The sequence below is a fragment of the Ideonella oryzae genome (assembly GCF_024055665.1).
GTDB classification, from domain to species: Bacteria; Pseudomonadota; Gammaproteobacteria; order Burkholderiales; family Burkholderiaceae_C; genus Ideonella; species Ideonella oryzae.
This window is the reverse complement of sequence record NZ_JAMXMC010000006.1, coordinates 278092-298455: the sequence shown is the minus strand read 5'-3', so window position 1 is coordinate 298455 and position 20364 is coordinate 278092. Positions and strand designations below refer to the sequence as shown.

21 protein-coding genes are annotated in these 20364 nt (G+C 71.7%); 5 read left to right on the top strand and 16 right to left on the bottom strand.

Annotation, left to right across the window (positions count from 1 at the left end):
* Position 1: 1 nt before the first annotated feature.
* The gene (locus tag M0L44_RS12210) at positions 2–1624 is read left to right on the top strand and encodes a GMC family oxidoreductase (protein ID WP_252769972.1); all 1623 of its coding nucleotides are present in this window, start codon (positions 2–4) and stop codon (positions 1622–1624) included.
* On the top strand, positions 1621–2562 hold the full coding sequence (locus M0L44_RS12205) for a lipase family protein (RefSeq protein WP_252769971.1): 942 nt from the start codon (positions 1621–1623) through the stop codon (positions 2560–2562). Before M0L44_RS12210 ends, M0L44_RS12205 begins: the two co-directional genes overlap by 4 nt.
* A 533-nt stretch (positions 2563–3095) precedes the next feature.
* Here the strand turns inward: M0L44_RS12205 and M0L44_RS12200 are convergent.
* The 15 genes from M0L44_RS12200 to M0L44_RS12130 form a co-directional block, all read right to left on the bottom strand.
* The gene (locus M0L44_RS12200; RefSeq protein ID WP_252769970.1) at positions 3096–3932 is read right to left on the bottom strand and encodes an HDOD domain-containing protein; all 837 of its coding nucleotides are present in this window, start codon (positions 3930–3932) and stop codon (positions 3096–3098) included.
* A gap of 82 nt (positions 3933–4014) precedes the next feature.
* A complete protein-coding gene (locus M0L44_RS12195; protein WP_252769969.1) occupies positions 4015–4308 on the bottom strand; it encodes a hypothetical protein in 294 nt (97 codons plus the stop codon).
* Positions 4309–4359: 51 nt separating this feature from the next.
* Entirely contained in the window at positions 4360–4527 is a 168-nt protein-coding gene (locus M0L44_RS12190) for a hypothetical protein (protein WP_252769968.1), read from the bottom strand.
* Between the two features lie 395 nt (positions 4528–4922).
* Positions 4923–5510, bottom strand: a complete 588-nt coding sequence (locus M0L44_RS12185; RefSeq protein WP_252769967.1) for a hypothetical protein — start codon at positions 5508–5510, stop codon at positions 4923–4925.
* Positions 5511–5578: 68 nt separating this feature from the next.
* Positions 5579–6001, bottom strand: a complete 423-nt coding sequence (locus tag M0L44_RS12180) for an ExbD/TolR family protein (protein ID WP_252769966.1) — start codon at positions 5999–6001, stop codon at positions 5579–5581.
* Between the two features lie 21 nt (positions 6002–6022).
* Complete coding sequence (locus M0L44_RS12175; RefSeq protein WP_252769965.1) at positions 6023–6802, bottom strand: MotA/TolQ/ExbB proton channel family protein; 780 nt, start codon at positions 6800–6802, stop codon at positions 6023–6025.
* Between the two features lie 55 nt (positions 6803–6857).
* Positions 6858–7658: an energy transducer TonB gene (locus M0L44_RS22110; RefSeq protein WP_290429054.1), complete on the bottom strand. Its 801-nt coding sequence runs from the start codon at positions 7656–7658 to the stop codon at positions 6858–6860.
* A 15-nt stretch (positions 7659–7673) separates the two neighbouring features.
* The gene (locus tag M0L44_RS12165) at positions 7674–9134 is read right to left on the bottom strand and encodes a sulfite reductase subunit alpha (RefSeq protein WP_252769964.1); all 1461 of its coding nucleotides are present in this window, start codon (positions 9132–9134) and stop codon (positions 7674–7676) included.
* 8 nt (positions 9135–9142) lie between these two features.
* Positions 9143–10180, bottom strand: a complete 1038-nt coding sequence (locus M0L44_RS12160; RefSeq protein ID WP_252769963.1) for an FAD:protein FMN transferase — start codon at positions 10178–10180, stop codon at positions 9143–9145.
* A gap of 15 nt (positions 10181–10195) precedes the next feature.
* Positions 10196–11056, bottom strand: a complete 861-nt coding sequence (locus M0L44_RS12155) for a DUF4198 domain-containing protein (protein WP_252769962.1) — start codon at positions 11054–11056, stop codon at positions 10196–10198.
* 27 nt (positions 11057–11083) lie between these two features.
* Positions 11084–11620, bottom strand: a complete 537-nt coding sequence (locus tag M0L44_RS12150; RefSeq protein WP_252769961.1) for a DUF2271 domain-containing protein — start codon at positions 11618–11620, stop codon at positions 11084–11086.
* Positions 11621–11631: 11 nt separating this feature from the next.
* The gene (locus tag M0L44_RS12145) at positions 11632–12246 is read right to left on the bottom strand and encodes a PepSY-associated TM helix domain-containing protein (protein WP_252769960.1); all 615 of its coding nucleotides are present in this window, start codon (positions 12244–12246) and stop codon (positions 11632–11634) included.
* On the bottom strand, positions 12243–12920 hold the full coding sequence (locus M0L44_RS12140; RefSeq protein WP_252769959.1) for a Fe2+-dependent dioxygenase: 678 nt from the start codon (positions 12918–12920) through the stop codon (positions 12243–12245). The genes M0L44_RS12145 and M0L44_RS12140 overlap by 4 nt, the downstream gene beginning before the upstream one ends.
* 16 nt (positions 12921–12936) lie before the next feature.
* Positions 12937–15252 carry a catecholate siderophore receptor Fiu gene (locus M0L44_RS12135; RefSeq protein ID WP_252769958.1) on the bottom strand — a complete coding sequence of 772 codons (2316 nt, stop codon included), beginning with the start codon at positions 15250–15252 and terminating at the stop codon, positions 12937–12939.
* 252 nt (positions 15253–15504) lie between these two features.
* Positions 15505–16974: an AMP nucleosidase gene (locus M0L44_RS12130; RefSeq protein ID WP_252769957.1), complete on the bottom strand. Its 1470-nt coding sequence runs from the start codon at positions 16972–16974 to the stop codon at positions 15505–15507.
* Between the two features lie 183 nt (positions 16975–17157).
* Between M0L44_RS12130 and M0L44_RS12125 the strand changes: the two genes are divergently transcribed.
* From M0L44_RS12125 to M0L44_RS12115, 3 genes are all read left to right on the top strand, one after another.
* Complete coding sequence (locus M0L44_RS12125; protein ID WP_252769956.1) at positions 17158–17646, top strand: EF-hand domain-containing protein; 489 nt, start codon at positions 17158–17160, stop codon at positions 17644–17646.
* 118 nt (positions 17647–17764) lie between these two features.
* On the top strand, positions 17765–18649 hold the full coding sequence (locus M0L44_RS12120; protein WP_252769955.1) for a sigma-70 family RNA polymerase sigma factor: 885 nt from the start codon (positions 17765–17767) through the stop codon (positions 18647–18649).
* Positions 18650–18711: 62 nt separating this feature from the next.
* On the top strand, positions 18712–19482 hold the full coding sequence (locus M0L44_RS12115) for a type III pantothenate kinase (protein ID WP_252769954.1): 771 nt from the start codon (positions 18712–18714) through the stop codon (positions 19480–19482).
* Here the strand turns inward: M0L44_RS12115 and M0L44_RS12110 are convergent.
* Positions 19429–20334, bottom strand: coding sequence for a potassium channel family protein (locus tag M0L44_RS12110; protein WP_252769953.1), 906 nt, complete (start codon positions 20332–20334; stop codon positions 19429–19431). The genes M0L44_RS12115 and M0L44_RS12110 overlap by 54 nt on opposite strands.
* Positions 20335–20364: the final 30 nt, after the last annotated feature.

The window sequence follows — 20364 nt, the reverse complement described above, 5'->3', positions numbered from 1 at the left end:
CGTGGACGTTTCTCCCGTGGCGGATCCGATCCGCGAAGGCCTGGCCCGCGGCTGGAAGGTGCTGGGCGGGCCCCACGGGCCCCTGCCCGAGCGGCTCAGCGTGGACGTGGCCATCGTCGGCACCGGGGCGGGCGGCGGCATCACCGCCGAGCTGCTCAGCCGTGCCGGCCTGTCGGTGGTCATGATCGAAGAAGGGCCGCTGAAGTCCAGCAGCGACTTCCGCCAGCGCGAGGACGAGGCCTACCCCACCCTGTACCAGGAAAGTGCGGCCCGCAAGACGGCCGACAAGGCCATCACCATCCTGCAGGGGCGCTGCGTCGGCGGTTCCACCACCGTCAACTGGACCAGCAGCTTCCGCACCCCGGAGGCCACGCTGGCCTGGTGGCAGACCCATTTCGGTCTGACCGAGTGGGATGCCCGTACCCTGGCCCCCTGGTTCGACCAGGTCGAGCAGCGCCTGGGCATCCAGCCCTGGCTGGCCGCCCCCAACGAGAACAACGCGGCGCTGCGCCGCGGTGGCGAGCGCCTGGGCATCGCCACCCATCCCATCCCGCGCAATGTGCGCGGCTGCTGGAACCTGGGCTCCTGCGGCATGGGCTGTCCCACCAACGCCAAGCAGTCCATGTTGCTCACCACCGTGCCGGCCGCGCTGGACCGTGGCGCGACCCTGCTGGTGCAGACCCGGGTGGAGCGGCTGGAATGGCAGGGCCGCACGGTGCAGGCCCTGCATGGCGTCCCACTGCGCGCCGACGGCACGCCCGACGCGGCGCATCCCATCCGCATCCGGGCCCGCCACGTGGTGGTGGCCGGCGGCGCCATCAACTCGCCGGCCCTGCTGATGCGCTCGGGCCTGCCCGATCCCTTCGAGCGCCTGGGCCGGCGCACCTTCCTGCACCCCGTGCTGCTGTCGGCGGCCCACATGCCCCAGCCGGTGCGGGGCTGGCAGGGCGCGCCGCAAAGCATCTACAGCGATCACTACCTGGACACCCAGCCGCTGGACGGCCCCCTGGGTTTCAAGCTGGAGGTGCCGCCCCTGCACCCGGTGATCTTTGCCTCCACCCTGCCGGGTTGGGGGCCGGAGGCGGCCGGGCTGATGCGCAAGTTCCCGCACACCCAGGTCATGCTGGCGCTGCTGCGCGATGGCTACCACCCGCAGTCGCCGGGCGGGCTGGTCAGCCTGCGGGGCGACGGCACGCCGGTGCTGAACTACCCGCTCAACGAGTACCTGATGGACGGTGCCCGGCGGGCCCTGCTGGCCATGGCCGAACTGCAGTTCGCCGCGGGGGCCCGCGAGGTGCTGCCGGTGCACGAACTGGCCCGGCCCACCTCCCGCTGGGCGGACGCCCAGGCCCAGATCCGCGACCTGCCGATGGAGCCGCTCAAGACCCGCATCGTCAGCGCCCATGTGATGGGCGGCTGCGCGATGAGCGGCCAGGAATCGCTGGGCGTGGTGCGGCCTGACGGGGTGCACTGGCAGGTCAGCAACCTGTCGGTGCACGATGGTTCCCTGTTCCCCACCAGCCTGGGCGTCAACCCGCAGCTCACCATCTACGGCATCGCCGCCCGGCTCAGCAGCGCGCTGGCCGAGCGCCTGTCGGGGCAGCCGGTGTCGCTGCTCGGATGATCGCCCGCTGGCAGCGCCGGGCCCTGCTGCTGGGGCTGCTGCTCTGGGCGGTGCTCTGCGGTACGGCCTGGGCCCGGGGGTATCCCGGGCTGGCGCTGGCCGTCACCGGGCTGGCGCTGGGCTGGCATGCCGCCTGGCTGGGTCTGACCGTGCTGCTGATGCGTCGTGTGCAGCGTGCCAGCGGCGTGGCGCCGCCGCCTGCGGCTCAGTCCTGGCGGGCCTGGTGGGCCGAGTGCCGGGCCGCACCCCGGGTGTTCGCCTGGCAGCAGCCCTTTCGCACCCACGCCGAGCCCGATGTGTGGCCGGCCGAGCCTGCGGGGAGGCCTGGCGTGCTGCTGGTGCATGGCTACCTATGCAACCGGGCCCTTTGGAACCCCTGGCTGCGGCGCCTGCGCGCGCAGGGCATCCCGGCCGTGGCCGTGACGCTGGAGCCGCCCGGGGCCACCCTGGATGGCCACGTGTCCACCCTGCAAGCGGCGGTGCAGCAGCTCTGGCAACGCACCGGGCGGCCGCCGCTGCTGGTCGGCCACAGCATGGGCGGCCTGGCGCTGCGGGCCTGGTGGCGCGCCGACGCCGGGCGCACGCCGGTGTGCGGTCTGGTCACGGTGGGCACGCCCCATGGGGGCACCTGGATGGCCCACTGGGGGCACAGCGCCAGTGCGCGCCAGATGCGGCCGGGTTCAGCCTGGTTGCGTCAACTGGCCGCAGACGAGGTGCGCCTGCGGGCCGAAAGCTCAGAGGCGCCCAAGGTGCTGAGCGTCTTCAGCCCCTGCGACAGCATCGTGTTCCCGACCCAGGCCGCGCTGTGGCCCGGCGGTGAAGCTCTGGCGGTGGCGGGGGCCGGCCATGTGGACCTGCTCCAGCATGCGGTCGTCTTCGAAGCCGTATGCCAGCGGGTGCAGGGCGGTGCCCCCGAAGTGGGCGACGGCCGGTTTTGACGCCCGGCGGCGGGCGCGTTCGCTCCCTGGCCCCGGGTGGAGCAGCCCGGCGGGCCAGAGCCACAGCGGCAGCATCTCCAGCCACAGCAGCGCCCGGCCATCCGCCACCTCGATGAACTGCCAACTGCCCAGCCACCAGGCCCAGGCCGCGAGCACGGCCACCGCACAGAACCCGCCCATGTGCCGGCCCTGCAGCAGCGCCACGCCCTGGCGCACAAAGGCCCGGCGGCAGGCCAGCGTGCCCAGACCCGCCAGGCCCAGGTGCAGCAGCGCGGTCAACAGGCCCCAGGGGCCACCCTGTTCCCGCAGCACCTCCAGCGGGTCCAGGGGCGGCAGGGCACTCAGGCCGGCGGCCACGGCCAGGGCCATGGCGCCATAGAGCATGAAGGTACTGCGTTGGGCAAGTTGGGCGGACATGGTCACCTGGCGGCAAGATCGTTGCGTTCTGCAGCGGCGCGCCGCAGCTTAGCCCGACGGATGTGTCAGGCGACGGCTGAAAATCCCCCGAATGGCGCACACGGCACCAAGCCGGGTCAGTCGTCCAGGGCTTGAAGCCAGCTCAGGGTGGCTTCCGGGGCCATGGTCAGCAGCCGGGCGATGTCGCTCACGTCATCCGGGACGGCGGGGTTGTCCCATCCGAGGCTGGTGTGGCGCGCCAGCCGAACCGCCAGAAGCACATTGCGTACCTGCGGGTCGTTTTCCTTGCGGTCGTCGGTGATGTGCACCAGCAATTCCGGCAGGTGCCAGGTCTGCATCAGGGCCTGCTGCACATCGCCCAGGGCCGCGTGCAGGCATTGCCTTTGCACGGTGCTGCTGCGCAGCGTGCGGTCGGCCTGCTGCAGCCGCTTCATCTCCAGGGCCAGCGTGGGCGCGTTCAGCCACAGCAGCATCTCGGCAAAGTCGTGCAGCAGGGCGGCCAGGTAGATCACCGCAGCATCGTGGTCGCGCCGGTGCAGGGCAAAGGCCAGGGCGAAGCGGCCGGCCCGGTCGGCCCGGTCCAGCACCGCCTGCAGGCCGGCCAGGGCCTCGGGCTGGTCGCCCAGGTGCACATCCACGGTGGGCTGCGGGCCGAAGGTGGCAAAGAAGGGCGTGATGCCGGTCAGCACCAGGGCTTCGCGCAGGGTTTCGGCGTCGTTGTTGCGGCGGTGCCGCTGCACCGTGGCGGTGTAGGCCAGCACCTTGAGCGTCATCAGCGGGTCGCTCATCAACTCGTCGGCCAGCATCCGGGCGTCCACGTCGTCCTGCATCTGGCGCAGTTCCTCCAGCACGGCCGCGGTGTGCGGCAGCACGGGGATCTCGACCAGCTGGAAGTAGCGCACCCAGCCGTCCAGGTCGGACGGATAGCGGGGCGGGGACGGGGTGGAAGACATGGGGCACCCAAACGGTGTGGTCGCCTTGTTATCGGCGTCCCGGGCCGGCGTCTTGAGCGCCGGCCCGGGAAACCCCGGTGGGTCAGAGGCGATCCACCTCCAGCCTACCGATGAACTCGCCGTTCACATAGAGGGCTCCCTCGGGGGCGCCGGCCTGGCCGTGGTACTCCACCAGCGGCAGGTCGGCGGGCGGGGGCAGGCCGCGGGGACGGCGGGCGAGCGGGCGGGGTGCCACGCCGCGGGCGGCCCGGGCCAGGGCCAGCGCCAGGGCGCGCAAGGCCCGGGCGATGAGATGGCGCGGGCCGCGGTCGGGGTGGGCCAGGCCTTGCAGTTGCTCGGGCGTGGCGGCGCGAAGAAGGGTGCGATGCGGGAACATGGGTCTCTCCATGGGCGCGCACCGGCTCAAGGGTGCGCGCGAAAGGGGGGCTCAGGGGCTGTGGGGGTCGGGGCGGGCGTGGGCCAGTTCACGGCGCAGCGCCTGGTGGTGCTGCTGGCGCAGGGCTTTGCCGGACCGGCGGTGCGGGCCGGCCTGGCGCATGCGTGCCGGGACAGCCACCGGATTGCGCGGGGTGCTCAGGGTCAGCTGGATCTTCATGGTCATCTCCTCGGGCCGGGTCTCGGCCATGCCGCGGCCGACCTCGGACGCGCCGAGGAATGGCAACAGCAGTCAGGGGTGGCGCGGCCCGGCCTGCACGGGGCAGGGCCGGAACGGGCCGGTCAACGGTTCGGGAACAGGATCAGGGCCCGCACCAGACGGGCCACCAGGGTGCAATGCATCGGGGGTCCAGAAGGTGGTGGGGCCGGCCGGGTACAACGCGGGGCCGGGGCGGGCGCGGGAACCGGCAGATCGGTTCACCCCGCAGCGCCAGATTCAGGAGTGGCAGAAGCTCGGCGCGTCCGTAAATGATAAACATTTGATTATCTTGCGCAAGAGGTATTTATCTTTTGCGCAACGACAAGCCCACGGCCACCGCCGGCGGGGCGCTGGGCTCAGCGCTTGCCCTTGAGCGGGGCGACGCCACGCTGGCTCTGGCGCCAGAGGTCCTTGTCGCTGGCCGGCGCCGGGGCTGGCACGGCGGCAGGACGCCGCACACCGGGGGGCGGCGACACCGGGATTGCGGCGGCCGCCGTGGGGGGGGCCGCAGGCGTGGGGGCGGGCACCAGCACCTCGCTGAGCAAATCCAGCAGCCGGGTGCGGGCCCGCTGGGGGTGGCGGCGGTAGTAGGTCAGCACCAGGCCGACGATGAAGCGCTCGTCGTCGTCGCGCGGCAGCGGGGATTCGGCCTGTGCGTCGGCCGGCACGGCCGTGGCGCTGCCGCCGTGGGCCTCGTCCATCCAACCGACGGGCTTGCGGCAGTTCTGCTCGAACTGGCGCGCCAGGCGCTCGCCGATCTGGCGCGAGCGGCCCTTGATCTGGCTCCAGTAGCTGGGTTGGATCTGCAGCCGCTCGGCAAAGCGGCGCTCCAGGCCGCGCAGGGCGGCGGCATCGGCATTCTTGACCGTGGCCTGCACGAACTCGTCGAACAACAGCAGGGCGTTGTCCAGACGGATCGCGGCCACGTCGCGGGGGGATTCCATGGGCCGGGATGATAAAGCCCCTTGCCCTGGGCCGACCCCGGCAAGGTCAAGCTGCGGGCAGTGGGCGGTCAGTGGACGCTCGTGGGCTGGCTGACGAAGCCGATCTTGCCCAGGCCGGCGCGCGAGGCATCCGCCAGCGTCTCGGCCACGGCGCGGTAGGCCGCCGCCTCGTCGGCCCGCAGGTGGATCTCGGGCTGCGGCTGGCGCTGGCCCTGGGCCTGCAGCCGGGCCTGGGCCTGCTCGCGGCTGACCTTCTCGCCGTTCCAGTAGCGCTGGCCCTGGGCGTCGATGGAGAAGTCGATCTTGTCGGCCACCGGCGGCACGGGCTGGCTGCTGGCGCGTGGCAGGTCCAGCTTGACGGCGTGGGACATCAGCGGCGCGGTGACGATGAAGATCACCAGCAGCACCAGCATCACGTCGATCAGCGGGACCATGTTGATCTCCGCCACCGGGGCGGCGCCGCCCTTGCGGTCGAACGAAGCGAAAGCCATGTCGGTCTCCTGTGCGGGGGCTCAGGCCATGTGGCCGGCGGCCACCGGGCGCAGCGCCGGTTGGGCCTGGCGGGCAGGGGTCTGGGTGTCGGCGCCGAGGGCCTCGCCCATGGTCAGGAAGCTGTGCAGCTCGAAGGCGAAGGCGTCCAGCCGGCCGGTCAGCACCCGGTTGCTGCGGGTGAAGGCGTTGTAGGCCACCACGGCGGGGATGGCCACGGCCAGGCCGATGCCGGTCATGATCAGTGCCTCGCCCACCGGGCCGGCCACCTGGTCCAGGCTGCCCGCGCCGCCGCTGCCGATGGCCAGCAGCGCGTGGTAGACGCCCCAGACCGTGCCGAAGAGGCCGACGAAGGGGGCGGTGGCGCCCACCGTGGCCAGCGTGGTCAGGCCGGCCTCCAGGCGGGTGGTCTCCTCGTCCAGCACCTTCTTGATGGTGCGGGTGACGAACTCGCTGGCGCTGCCGGCCTCGGCCAGCTTGGCCGCGCCATGGCGCGCATGGTGGGCCTGGGCGTGCAGGGCATGGGCCGACAGGTGCGAGAAGGGGTCGCGCGCACCGTGGGTCTGCAGTTCGGCGCGCACCTCGTCGAGCGTGCTGGCGTTCCAGAACTGGTCCAGGAAGGCCCGGCTGCGGCGGGCGCGCAGGGCCTGGGCCACGCCCTTGGCCACGATGATGGCCCAGGAGGCGATGGACATGAGCACCAGCAGCACCAGCAGGGTGTGGCCCACCGCATCGCTCTGGGCGATGAAGTGGCCGATGCCGGGGGCGGGCGGGGGCGTGAGGGCGGTGGTGGTGGTTTCCATGGCGTGTTCCGGGCGCAGGCAGAGGGGGGTGATCAGGGACTCGGTGGGTGGGGGCTCACTGGAGCTGGAAGGCCAGCGGGGCGATGGCCACCGCCTCGACGGCCTTGCCATCGACGCGGTAGGGCTGGAAGCGGGCGGCGCGCATGGCGTCCAGCGCGGCCTCGTCCAGGCGGGGGTGGCCGCTGGACTGGTGCAGCGTCACCTCGCGCGGCAGGCCGTTCACGTCCACCACCACACGGACCAGGGCGGTGCCGGTCTCGCCCAGGCGGCGCGCGGCCGCCGGGTACGCCAGCCGGGGCATCGTCACGTAGCGCAGGGCGCTGGCGGGCAGGGCCACCGGGCCGGCTGGCGCGGCGGCCACCGGCGGGGCGGGAGGCGCGGGCGGGGCGGGCGTGGTCACCGGGGCGGGGGCCGGCGCAGCCGGTGCTTCGGCCACCGGCGTGGGGGCCGGGGCGGTGGTGGACGTGGGCTGGGGCCGGGGGGCCGCTGTCACCAGCGGGGGCGTGGCGGGCGGACGCGGGCTGGGGCGCGCCGATGGCGGTGGCGGTGGCGGCGCGGCCGGCTCGGGGGCCGGCAGCGCGATCCACTGCACGGCGATCGGGACCGGCGGCCGTGGAGGGGCTTCGGGCCGCGTCCCGATCTGTTGCAGGGCCCAGGCCCCGGCCAGATGCACCAGCACCACGCCGCTGACCAGGGCGCGCCGGCTCCAGGGGCTCAGGTCCTCGACCGGGCCGTGCAGGCACTCTGGCGGCGGGCCGGGCACGGCGGTTGCCGGGGCGCGGCTGGCCTGCGGCGGGACGGGCCGCTGGGGCCGCGCCGGCAGGCGGGGCAAAGAGGAGGTGGACAGGGAAGACATGGTCGGGGTCCGGGTTCAGTACACGTCGCGTCGCAGCCGGCCCTGCTGGCGCAGGGTCTGCAGGGTGGTCTCGCCCAGCGCCTCGGCCAGCACGGCGTCGACGCCGCGGGCCATGCCCTGACGGCTGCCGCACACCAGCAGGACGGCGCCGGCCTCGACCCAGGCGCGCAGGCGGGGGGCTTCGGCCGCGAGACGGTCCTGCACATGCCGGTGCGGGCCGCCGTCGCGCGAATAGACGCGGTCGGTGCGGCTGAGTACGCCGCTGGCCAGCCAATGGGTGATCTCGACATCGCACAGCGCGTCATGGGCGGCCTGCCGCTCGCCCAGCACCAACCAGGCATGCAGGCCCTGCCGCACCAGGGCCTGACGGGGGGAGGCCGGTGTGGTCAGGCGGCGCTCGGCGGCCTGCAGATGGGCGCGCAGGCCGGCCAGGCCGGTGCCGTTGCCGATCAGCACCAGCGGGCGGTCGGCCAGTGCGGGGGGCAGGCGAAAGGCCGGGTTGGGCTGGATGCGCAGGGACAGCGCGCCGCCGCGGGGGCAGTCGCCGGTCAGCCAGCCGGAGGCCGCGCCCACCGAGCCGTCCTCGCGCCGGTGGCGCCGCACCAGCAGTTGCAGACCGGCGCCCGACCCGGGCTCGGGCAAGCCGGCGATGGAGTAGCTGCGGGGCGTGCGGTCGCTGCCCGGCAGGCGCAGCTGCACCAGGTCGCCCGCCTCCCAGGCGGCGGGCGCCGGGCCGTCCATGGGCGGTGCAATGTCGATCAGCCAGACCGGCTCGCCCTGGCTGCCGGGGTTCAGGTGGCGCCGTCCCAGCAGGATCCAGGGGGCGAAGGCGCTGCCCGCGGGGGCCGCAGGGGCGGCCGGGAGCGGGGCCGAGGCCGGCGTGGGGGTGAGCGCCGCCACCGCCGCGAGCCAGTGGCGCATGGCCTGTGGATCGCCCCGGTCCATCAGCACCGGCTCGAACAGGGTTTGGGCGCCGCTGGCGTGCAGCCAGTGCTGCAGCTGCTGGCCGAAGCCGCAGAAGTGGCGGTACTCGCGGTCGCCCAGGGCCAGCACGCCGCAGGGCAGGCCGGCCAGTTCGGCCGGCCGGTCCATCCAGCGGTCCACGAAGCGCTCGGCGTGGTCCGGGGCCTGGCCGTCACCGGCGGTGCTGGCGACGAAGAACACCGGCTGGTGCTGGATCAGCTGGCCCGGGTCCAGCTGGTCCAGCGGGGCCACCCGGGCGGGCAGGCCGCCGGACTCCAGCAGGCGGGCCGTGTCCCAGGCCAGGGCCTCGGCCGCGCCGGTCTGGCTGGCCCAGGTCACCAGGGCGACGGGGCCGGGCGCACCGGGTGCACCGGGGACCAGGGCCGTGGCCTGTGGGGCGTGCTGGCGAAGGCGGTGGCGGCGCCATTGCCACAGGCACAGGCCGATCCAGGCCAGCAGCAAGGCGGCGGCCTGGGCCAGGCGGTGGGGCGGCGTGTGGGTCAGGGCGTCCATGGGCGTGCTCAGGCCAGCAGGCCGCGCAGGGCGGTGCTCAGGGTCTCCCGCCAGGCGGGGTGCTCGGGGCTGGGGCGCTCGGTCCAGAGCACGGGCAGGCCTTCGGCCTCGGCCAGGGGGCGGCCCGCGCCGGGGCCCAGCACCATCAGGGCGGTGGCCCAGGCATCGGCCCACATGGCACTGGGGTGCAGCACGGTGACCGAGGCCACCGCGTGGGTCACCGGCGCACCGGTGCGCGGGTCCAGGGTATGGCTCAGGCGCAGACCCTGTGGGCCCCGGCGCCAGCGCCGGTAGTCGCCCGAGGTGGCCACCGTCAGCCCGTGCAGGGCCACGCGCGTGGGGGGCAGCGGGCAGGCGGTATCGGGCATTTCCAGGTCCACCCACCAGGGCTGGCCGCTGGGCTTGAGCCCTTGGCCGCTGAGCTCGCCGCCGATGTCCACCAGATGGTGGGGCAGGCCGCTGTCGCGCAGCACCGCGCTCACCCGGTCCACCGCGTGGCCTTTGGCGATGGCCGAGAGGTCCAGCCGCAGGCCGCCGGGCTGGATCAGGCGGTGCGTGGCGGCATCCCAGCCCAGCCGGGCCCAGCCGGGGGGCTGGCCGGGCGTTGCCGTGGTGTGGGCGCCCGGCCCGGCCAGCTCGGCCGGGCCGAAGCCCCAGCGTCCCACGGCCGCACCCACGGTGGGGTCGAAGGCACCGGCGCTGCGCCGGGCCACCTGCAGCGCGGTGTCGATCACCAGGGCGAAGCTGTCCGGCAGCACCAGGCTGTCACCGGCGGGCAGACGGTTGAAGCGGCTGATCAGGGCGTCGGCGGCCCAGGTGCTCATCTGGGCGATCACGTCGTCCAGCACGGCCTGGATGGCGCGGCGCAGCGGCCGCTCGGGCAGGCCGGCGCCGGCCCAGACCTGGACGGACCAGCGCGTGCCCATGGTGTCCCCGCCCAGGGTGTGCAGTACCTGGCCCCAGGGCGCGGGCGGGCCCGACACCTCGGCGGGGATCAGCACACGGGCCTGGACCCGTGGCGCGTCGGGAAGGGCGGGGGCGAACATCGGTCGGGCCGGGTCTCAGCGCGGCAGCACCTCGAAGGTGGCGCTCAGGCTGGCGCGCTCCAGGGGCTTGTCACGGGTGCCGCCCATGGCCATGGGGGCGCCGGGCCCGCCTTGCGGCGCCGGGGCCGCGGTAGGGCGGTCGCCGTGGCTGGCGCCCAGCCAGTAGCGGCCCGGGGCGGCCCAGGTCACGCTGAACTGTCCCTGGGCGTCGGTGCTCAGCGTCTGCTCGCCGCGCTCGTAGCGGTAGCGGTTGCCTTCGCGCACCAGCGACAGCTTCTCGCCGGCCAGCGGCTGGCCGTTGAGCAGCAGGGTAAAGCGGGTGCGGTCACCATCGCTGAGGTCGTTCACGGCGTCCAGCGGCAGGACTTCCAGGCCGCGATCTTCGGGGGCGAAGGCGGGCACGGTGGCCTTTTCCCGGCTCACGAAGGTCTGCTGGCGGGCCAGGGTGTGCAGCAGCCCCAGCACCTTGGCCTCGGCCGGCACCTTCTGGGCGAATTCGGCCGGAGTGCCGCGGAAGCGCTGGGGCTTGCCCTCGGCGTCCTGGTAGCTGGCCATCAGGCTCTCGCTGAGGTTGCTGATGCGGTAGGTGCCCTCGGCCGGCAGCTCGATCACCACGCTGTTGAGCAGGGCGGTGGCGCTGCGCTCACCGCTCGGCAGGGGCTTGCCGTCGGGGCCGGTCACGCGCAGTTCACCCCAGGCCAGCGGGCGCTCGGCGATGAACAGGTCGGTGGAGACCGAGGCGTCGAGCACGACGCTCTGGTTGCGGCCGGTCACCAGGGTGGACGAGGGCAGCACCCAGGTGTCGTGGGCCCAGGCGAAGAGGGGCAGGGCGGTGGCCAGGGCCAGCGCGATCTGGCGGGGGCGGGGCAGGGTCATGGTGGGCATCCTCTGCAGGGGCATGGATCAGGGGGCGGCCTTGAGCTGCAGGGCACCCAGTTCATGGGAGCCTTGGGCCTGGGCCTGTTGGGCGGTCTGGATGGGCCAGGTCAGCGGCAGGCGCTGCACTTCGCGGCCGCCGCCTTCGCGGGCGGCTTCGACCACCACGGTGTACTGGCCGGCGGGCAGCCGGGCCAGCGCGGGCAGTTGGTCCAGACGCAGCACCTGTTCGCCCGGTGAGCGGGTGGCGCCGGTCACGCCGTCGGCGGGAACGGTCAGATCCCGGCCCCCCGCGCGCCACCACTGGCGCATGTCGCGCAGCCATTTGGCACCGCCGTTGTTGGCCTTCTTCAGGTCGTACCAGACCGCCAGCTGGGCCGCGGCATTGGGCTGGCCATCCTTCTCGAGCCAGACGGCCACATAGGGCTTGTGGTACTCGGCCACGCTCAAGCGCGGGAGTTCCAGCGTGAGCTGCAGGGTGGCGGCTCCGGCCGAGGCGCTGCCCAGTGTCAGCAGGCCCAGGGTGGTGGCGGTGGCAGCAGTGCGGGGGGTGAGGGGGGTCATTGGCGTGGAGGTCAATGGATGAACAGGAGGACCAGCAGGGCTGGCAGCACGAAACCCGCTGCGGTCAGCGGCCAGGTCAGCGCACGCTGGCCGGCATGGCGGTGCAGGATCAGCAGGCCGGTGATGCAGAACACCAGACAGCCCGCGGCGAAGACATCGAGAAAGGCCCGCCACACGGCGCCTGTGTGGCGACCCTTGTGCAGGTCGTTGAGCAGGGCCAGCAGGCCGCGGTCGCTGTCCTCGAACTCGCTCTCGCCGCTGCTCAGGTCGACGCGCAACCAGGCGTCGCCGCCGGGGCGGGGCAGGGCCAGGTAGAACTCCTCGGCGGACCATTCGGGGGCCAGGCCGGCGGGCAGGCGCAGCCCATGCGACTCGGCCACCCACTGGCGCAACGCCGCGGGCATGGGGGCGTCGCCCCCTTCGCGCGCCGGCTGGGCGGCCTGCACCGCGGCCAGCACCGGGGCGGGCAGCGTGGCCTGCCAGCGGGTGAGCACGGGCTGGGCCTCGATGTCGGCCGCGTGGTTGAGGGTGAAGCCGGTGATGGCGAAGCCCAGCATGCCGATCAGGCACAGGGCCGAGCTGATCCAGTGCCAGCGCAGCAGGGTCTTGAAGCCGTGGGCGCTCACAGCTCGGCCCAGCGGCGCAGCAGGTTGTGGTAATGGCCGGTCAGCTGCAGCACCTCGTCGCTGTCGCCCAACTGGGCGCGCAGGCGCTGGATGGTCTGGTCCAGCTCGTAGAGGGCGGCGCGTTGGCCGGTGTCGCGCACCAGGCTCTGCGTCCAGAAGAAGGCGCAGGTGCGGGCGCCGCGGGTGACGGGCTCGACCTTGTGCAGGCTGGTGGACGGGTAAAGGATGAGGTCGCCCGCGGGCAGCTTGACCTCGTGGGCGCCATAGGTGTCCATCACCACCAGCTCGCCGCCCTCGTAGTCCTCGGGGTCGCAGAGGAACAGCGTGGTGGACACGTCGCTGCGCAAGCGCTGCCCGTCGCCCATGGCCATCACCGAGCCGTCCACATGCAGGCCGTAGCTGCCGCCGCCCTGGTAGCGGTTGAACAGCGGCGGCAGGATGCGGTGCGGCAGGGCCGCCGAGACGAACTGTGGGTGGCTGGACAGCCGCTGCACGATGCGCTGGCCCAGTTCACGGGCCAGCGGGTGGTCGGCGGGCAGCTGTTCGTTGCGCTTGACCTGGGCGCCTTGCGGCCCGACGGTGGCCCGACCATCGGCCCAGGGGGCCTCGGCCAGGGCCTGGCGGAAGTGGGCGACTTCTTCCGCAGACAGGACGCCCGCAATGTGCAACAACATGCCGCGCCGCCTCGCTTCAGAACTGCACGCTGGCCGTCAGCTTGGCCGTGCGCGGCGCGCCCAGGGTGGCGCGGGCGCCGCTGTTGTTGAGCGTGCTGATGTATGCCTTGTCGAACACATTGCCCACGTTCAGCTGCAGCTTCAGGTTCTGCATGACCTGGTAGGACGCCATCAGGTTGGCCACCCAGTAGGCCGGGATCTCCGGCATGTTGGTGACCGACAGGTCGGTGTCGGCGGTGATCGAGCGCTTCTGCTTGGACACGTAATTCGCACCCGCACCCAGCGTCAGGTCGCCCAGCGTGTAGGTGCTCCACAGCGAGGCGGTCAGGTCGGGCGACCAGCGCACACCGCTGGTCTGGGTGTCGTGGGTGCTGTTCCAGACGCCGCTTTGCTTCGTGTCCATCGTCGCCACGCCGGCGGAGACCTGCCAGGCTTCGGTCACGCGCCCGACCAGGCCCAGCTCCACCCCCTGCACGCGGGTCTTGCCGGTCTGCACCGCATTGCCCAGGTCGTCGTAGCTGACCTGGTTCTTGTTCTCGGTGTGGTAGGCCGCCAGGGTCAGGTTCAGGCGCTGATCCAGCAGGTCCCACTTGGTGCCCAGCTCGAACGTGCGGGTCTGCTGCGGGTCCATCGAGGGGTTGTTGGCGTTGGTGCTGGTGGCCGACAGGGCAAAATTGGCACCGCCCGGCGGCGTGGACGCGTTGGCCGCGGCCAGGTAGATGCTGCCGTTGACCGCGGGCTTGTAGGTCAGGCCCAGGTTCCAGCTGCTGAGGTTGTCGGCCAGGCGCAGATTGGTGTTGGCGATGCTGCCGACCGCGTAGCCGGGGTAGGTGCTGCTGTTGCTGCTGGTGACGATGGTGCCCACCGAGGTTTCGGTGTGGTAGCGCTCGAAGCGCAGGCCCGCGTTGAGCTTCCAGGCCTCGTTCAGGCTCAGCGTGTCCAGCACATAGAGCGCGCCGGTGGTGGTCTTGCCCTCGGTGTCTGCACCGGTGAAATACGGCACGCCCAGGTCGTCGCTGGCGTTGGGGTGGTAAAGGTTGGCCGCCGGGTTGCTGATGGCCGCGTAGGTCACGCCGTTGACGGTCTGGGCGGTGCTGCCGGTGCCGCGGGTGAGCTGGCGCTCGTAGATCAGTTCCACGCCTGCCGCCAGGTCATGCTGGATGCCGGCCGTGGTGAACGTGGTGCCGACGCTGGTCTGGTTGGTCAGGATCTCGTTGGTCTGGTCGGTGCGCTGGCGGGTGCGGGCCACGGTCCAGGTCGACGGATCGTCCGCGGTGACCGCGGTCAGACCATTCACGCCGGTCAGCACGCGGTCCATGTGGGTCTGGCCGTAGCGGGTGATGTTGCGCACCGTGGTGCCGGGGGCCAGGTCGTGCTCCAGCTTCACGGTGAACATGTCGGCGTCGACCTTTTCGTAGTCGCTCTTGCTGCCGTAGAAGTTGTGGGTGTCCACCTTGGCGCCGGCAGCCAGGGCGCTGTTGGCGTTGTAGAAGCCGGTCATGCCGATGGTGGGAATGCCGCCGTCGGGCACGTTGTCCTGGTGCACGTGCAGGGCGTATATGACCAGGCGGGTGGGCGTGTTCAGGCCGAAGGCCACGCCCGGGGCGATGGCCCAGCCCTTGTTCTTCACCTCGTCGCGGCCGTCGACGCCGCTGTCCTGGGCCATCACGTTGAGGCGCCAGGCCGAGGTTTCGCCAAAGCCCCGGCCGATGTCGGCCGTGGCGCGCTTCGTGTCGGCGGTGCCCAGGGTCAGCGTGGCGTCGTTGCGCTCGCCACGCTCGGGCAGCTTGCTGATCAGGTTGATGTAGCCGCCCGCGGCGCCGCGGCCCACGTCGGCGCCGGAGGGGCCCTTGACCACCTCGACCTGGTCGACGTTGAAGACGTCGCGGGTGACGGCGCCCAGGTCGCGGATGCCGTCGACGAAGGTCGAGGTCTGGGTCGAGAAGCCGCGCATCTGGAAGGTGTCGCCGGCCGAAGTGCTGCCGTTCTCACCCAGCTGCAGCGTGATGCCCGGGGTGTTGCGCAGGGCCTCGGTGAGGGTGGTGGCGCCCTGGGCCTGCATCAGGTCCTTGGTGATGACCTGCACCGACTTGGGCGTGTCCAGCAGCGGCTGGGTCAGCTTGGGCGAGGCGCTGGTGTCGGCCTTGTAGCCCTCGGCGCTGCCGGTGACGCTGACCGTGGGCAGGGTGGTGGGGTCCTGCGTCGGGGTGGTCTGCGCGTGCAGGGCCAGGGGCAGGCTCAGCAGGGCGGCGCCCAGGCTGGGGGCGGAGGTAGCGGCAAAGGCGGTGGGGCGGGTCGGCGCCAGACGCCGGCTGCGGATGTGGGTGGACATGCTTGGTGGTGGGCAAAGGTGGTGTGGGAACCATCTCGGCATCCTCGAAGCCAGCGGCTGGCGGTGGCTGGCATGTCCTGCTTCGGGGGCCTGAACGTGACGGGCCTGACCGCAGCCAAGCCCGTTTGACAAATATTAATGCAAATGAGAAAGGTTCGCAATCATAAATTCCGGCGGAACCGGGGGCTTGCGGGGCGAGGGGCCGGCACCTCCCGGTGCCGGCGTGGCCAGGCGCGGTGCGCCGGCCGGGCCTTACTGGAAGGCGACCTCGGCGAAGCTGCGCAGCTTGCGGCTGTGCAGGGGGCCCGAGCCGCCGGCGCGCAGCAGCTCAAGCGCGCGGATGCCGATGCGCAGGTGCTGGTCCACCCGCTCGCGGTAGAAGTGGTTGGCCATGCCGGGCAGCTTGATCTCGCCGTGCAGCGGCTTGTCGGACACGCACAGCAGCGTGCCGTAGGGCACCCGGAAGCGGAAGCCGTTGGCGGCGATGGTGGCGCTTTCCATGTCCAGCGCCACCGCACGGCTTTGGCTGAAGCGGCGCTCGGGACCCGGATGCGGCAGCAGCTCCCAGTTGCGGTTGTCGGTGGTGGCCACGGTGCCGGTGCGCAGCACCTTCTTCAGTTCGTAGCCCGACAGCTGGGTGATCTCGGCCACCGCCTGTTCGAGCGCCAGCTGCACCTCGGCCAGGGCCGGGATGGGTACCCACAGCGGCAGTTCCTCGTCCAGCACATGGTCCTCGCGCACATAGCCGTGGGCCAGCACGTAGTCGCCCAGCTGCTGGGTGTTGCGCAGGCCGGCGCAGTGGCCCAGCATCAGCCAGGCGTGGGGCCGCAGCACGGCAATGTGGTCGCTGGCCGTCTTGGCGTTAGAGGGGCCCACACCGATGTTGACCATGGTGATACCGCAGCCGTCCTCGCGCACCAGGTGGTAGGCCGGCATCTGCGGCAGGCGCGGCGGGGGCGAGCCGCTGGCCTGGGCCGCCCGGTCGACCCGGGGCGTCACCACATTGCCCGGCTCGACGAAGGCGATGTATTCGCTCTCGGGGCTTTGCATCAGCTGCCGGCCCAGGCGGATGAACTCGTCGATGTAGAACTGGTAGTTCGTGAACAGCACGAAGTTCTGGAAGTGATCGGGGGCGGTGCCGGTGTAGTGGCGCAGCCGGTGCAGCGAGTAGTCCATCCGTGGCGCGGTGAACAGGGCCAGCGGCTGCGGCTCGCGCGGCCCGGGCTCGTAGGTGCCATTGGCGATGCCGTCGTCCATGGCGGCCAGGTCCGGCAGGTCGAAGTGCTCGGACAGGCGCCGGCGGCGTTCGCTGCTCAGGTGACCTTCCACATGCTCATCGTCGGCCAGCGAAAAATGCACCGGGATCGGTTGCCGGCCCAGCCCCACTTCCAGCCCGATGCCGTGGTTCTTCAGCAGCAGGGCGAACTGCTCCCGGTAGTAGTGGCCGAACAGGTCCGGCCGGGTGAGGGTGGTTTCGTACTGGCCGGGGCCGGCCACGAAGCCGTAGCTCAGCCGGGTGTCGTGGCGCGGGGCCGTGTCCACCTGTACCCGCACGCTGGGGTACCAAGCCCGCACCCGCCCGCCCAGGTCCTGCCCGGCCACGTAGTCGCGCAGCTTCTGCCGCAGGTGCTGCACCTGGGTGTTGTAGAGCTCGACGACGCGGGCCAGGGCCGCGTCGGGGTCGGTGAACTGTTCCGGGGGGATGAAGGGGGCGTCGATCATGGGACGATTGTGGGGCCTGCACATGCAGTGTCGATGGCACCCGCCGGGATGACCGGACCGCCATGTAAACGCGGGTAAGGATGGGCAGGGGCGGCCAACCGAGGATCGGGCCGTGCCGTTGAGAAGGACAGCGCGGGCCCCGACAGGCCTGTCTTTCCCCCTTTCCAAGCGAGGATTTCACCCATGCGAACCCTTCTTTGCCTGACCGTCCTGACCGCGGCCTTCTCCGCATCTGTGGCCCAGGCGGCCGATCCGGCTTCGACGGCGGCCTCCGGGCCGGCGCAGGGCCGGGCCGCGGCGGCCGAGCGTTTCAAGGCGCTGGACACCAATGGCGATGGCAAGATCAGCCGTGAAGAAGCCCAGGCAGCACCGGCCCTGGCCGCGCATTTCGACGAGATCGATGCCAACAAGGATGGGCAGATCACCCCCAAGGAGTTCCACGCCTATCACCGTGAACTGAAAGACAGCAAGGCCTCCGGCGCCAGCGCCGGTGCCAGCGCGGCGGCACCAGCGAGCGCCTTTGCCAAGCTGGACAAGAACGGAGACGGCCAACTGAGCCGGGACGAGGTGGCGGGCCACCCCCGGCTGGCGGCGCAGTTCGATACGCTCGACACCAACCATGACGGCCAGCTGAGCCCGGCCGAGCTGGCCGCTCTGCGCAAGAAGCCCTGATTCCAGACGTCCTGCGCCTTCCGTGCGCGCTGTCAAGCCCTCTAGGGCATGAACTTGGGGGAGAAAACAGGGTTCCTTGCTCTATCGGGGTGGGGGCCTCGGTCCCTAAGATCGCACCATGATCTCCATGGATGGTGTGCCCTCGGTTCTCATCGCGAAGAACCAATCCTGGGTGCGCAAGCAGGCGCAGGCGCTGGTGCGCCATCTGCCTGCCAATGTGGAGCGGGCCGACCTGATCCAGGTTGGGCTGATCGCGGTGGCACAGGCCGCCGTCACCTTCTCATGGGAGGGCGACCGCGAGACCGAGGAAGCCCAGCAGGCCTTCGTGCGCTACGCGCGCATGCGCGTGAAGGGCGCCATGCTCGACGAGCTGCGCCAGATGGACTTCCTCTCCCGTGGGGAGCGCCGGAAGATCAAGATCATCCAGATTGCCCGGGAGCGCCACCGCAGTTGCCACGGCAAGGAGCCATCGCTGGCGGAGCTGACCGAACTGACCGGGCTGGACATGGACGAGGTTCAGGCGCTGCTGCAAGCAGATCAGATGGGGCGCAACCAGAGCAGCCTGGACGATGAGCCCGATGACGCCAGCCACCGCCACCATCCGGCCACCCCCCAGGAAGAGGTCGAGGCGCGGGTGGACACCGGCATCGTGCTGCGCCGCCTGGAGCAGTTCTTTGCCGAACTGCCCGAGCGTGAACGCCTGGTGATCGAGTCCTACCTGGGCGTGGGACTGACGCCGGTGGAGGTGGCCAAGTCCCTCAAGGTCACGCCGTCCCGCGTTTCGCAGATCTACCACTCGGTGGTCCGCAAGGCGGCGGCCCATTTCGCCGAGCCGCCGCGCCAGCGCGCGCTGGACCGCTACCCCGACAAGCAGTCGCAGGCCTTCCAGGAACTCATCTCCCAGCGCGAACGCGACCTGGCCCATTCGCCGGCCGGCAGCTGGGGCGAGCTGATGGAGAAGGTGCTTTCGCGCGCGCCGGTCGACCCTGTCGCTGGCGCCTGAGCCGGCGACACACCATCGCGGGTCGATAATCCCTTCGACCGACTGACAGCGATGGACCCGCGATGAGTTTTCTGGCGATCGATATCGGCAACACGCGGCTGAAGTGGGCGCTCTATGCCTCGCCTCAGCCTGGCGCCGCCGTGATGGCCCAGGGCGCGGTGTTCCTCGAGAACATCGACGTGCTGGCCGAGCAGGACTGGCGCGCCCTGTCCGCGCCGGCGTCGATGCTGGGTTGTGTGGTGGCGGGCGAGGCGGTGCGCCGCCGCGTCGAGGAGCAACTGGAGCTGTGGGATCTGACGCCGCGCTGGGTGGTCCCTTCCGCCCACGAGGCGGGCGTGACCAATGGCTATGACCACCCGATGCGCCTGGGCGCGGACCGCTGGGTGGCGCTGATCGGCGCCCGCGGCCACATGCTTGCGCGCGGGCCGGCGCGGCCGGTGGTGGTGGTGATGGTGGGCACGGCCGTGACGGTGGACGCGCTGGACCGCGACGGCCGCTTCCTGGGCGGGCTGATCCTGCCGGGGCACGGCATCATGCTGCGGGCCCTGGAAAGCGGGACGGCCGGCCTGCGGGTGCCCACCGGCGAGGTGGTGCCGTTTCCGGCCAACACCTCCGACGCCCTGACCAGCGGCGGCACCTATGCGATCACCGGGGCCATCGCCCGCATGCGTCGCCATCTGGCCGAGCACAGCGATGGCGAGGAGCCCATGTTGCTGATGACCGGTGGCGCGGGCTGGAAGGTGGCACCCTATCTGGACATGCCCCACGAACTCGTGGAGTCACTCATTTTTGACGGGCTGCTGCAGATCCAGTCCCACCGCCTGGCCCTGTGAGTTGGCACGGCTGGGTGGGGGATGGTTTTCCACGTAGTGGCTGACCTCGGCCCGCAGTGCGGCCAGTTCCCGCCGCAGCAGCGCCATCTCGTGGCGCATGTCGTGGATGATCTCCCGCTCGATCAGCCGCTCCTCGGTTTCCACCCATTTGGTGGCGATGGCCGCGGTGACCAGCGTCAGCACGCCAAAGCCCAGCAGCACCACGAAGACCGAAAAGATCTTCGAGGCGGCGGTGGTGGGCACCACGTCGCCGTAGCCCACGGTGGCCGCGGTGGTGAAGGCCAGCCACATGCCGTCGGCCAGCGTGGGCGTGGTGGGCTCGAGCCACCAGAAGCCCAGTCCGCAGGCCAGCAGCACCCCCAGTGACACGGTGAGCAGGTAGGTCACGCCGCCGCGCGTGACCAGGTGCTGCTGCGCCCAGACCATGCGCAACAGCGTCAGAAAGGCCACCAGCAGCCGCAGGCCCAGCGCCAGGGTGGAGCTGCGGCTGTCGGGAATGAAGGCGGCCGCCAGCAGGCCGATCACCAACATCACATCCGTCGGGTTGGCCAGCAGGTGGGCCAGCGGACGGCGGGTGTACCAGCTGACATGGGCCAGCGCCGAGCCCACCACCATGGCGGCCACCAGATAGGCCATGTCGGCCAGCTGAGAGGGCCGATCCTGCAGCAGTTCGGCGTAGAAGGCCGGGATGGTGCAGACCAGCACCGCCATGATGGGCCAGCGCCAGGCCTGTTCGAGCCGATGGGCCCGGGGGTTGTCGGCGGCCACCGGGCTCAGGCCCCAGCTGGCGACACGGTCGACAAAACCCTGGGAATCGGATGGGGGCGCGGGCGGAGAAGGCGGGCGTGGCATGCGATGAGCCTAGGGCAGGCGGGCGGCCCG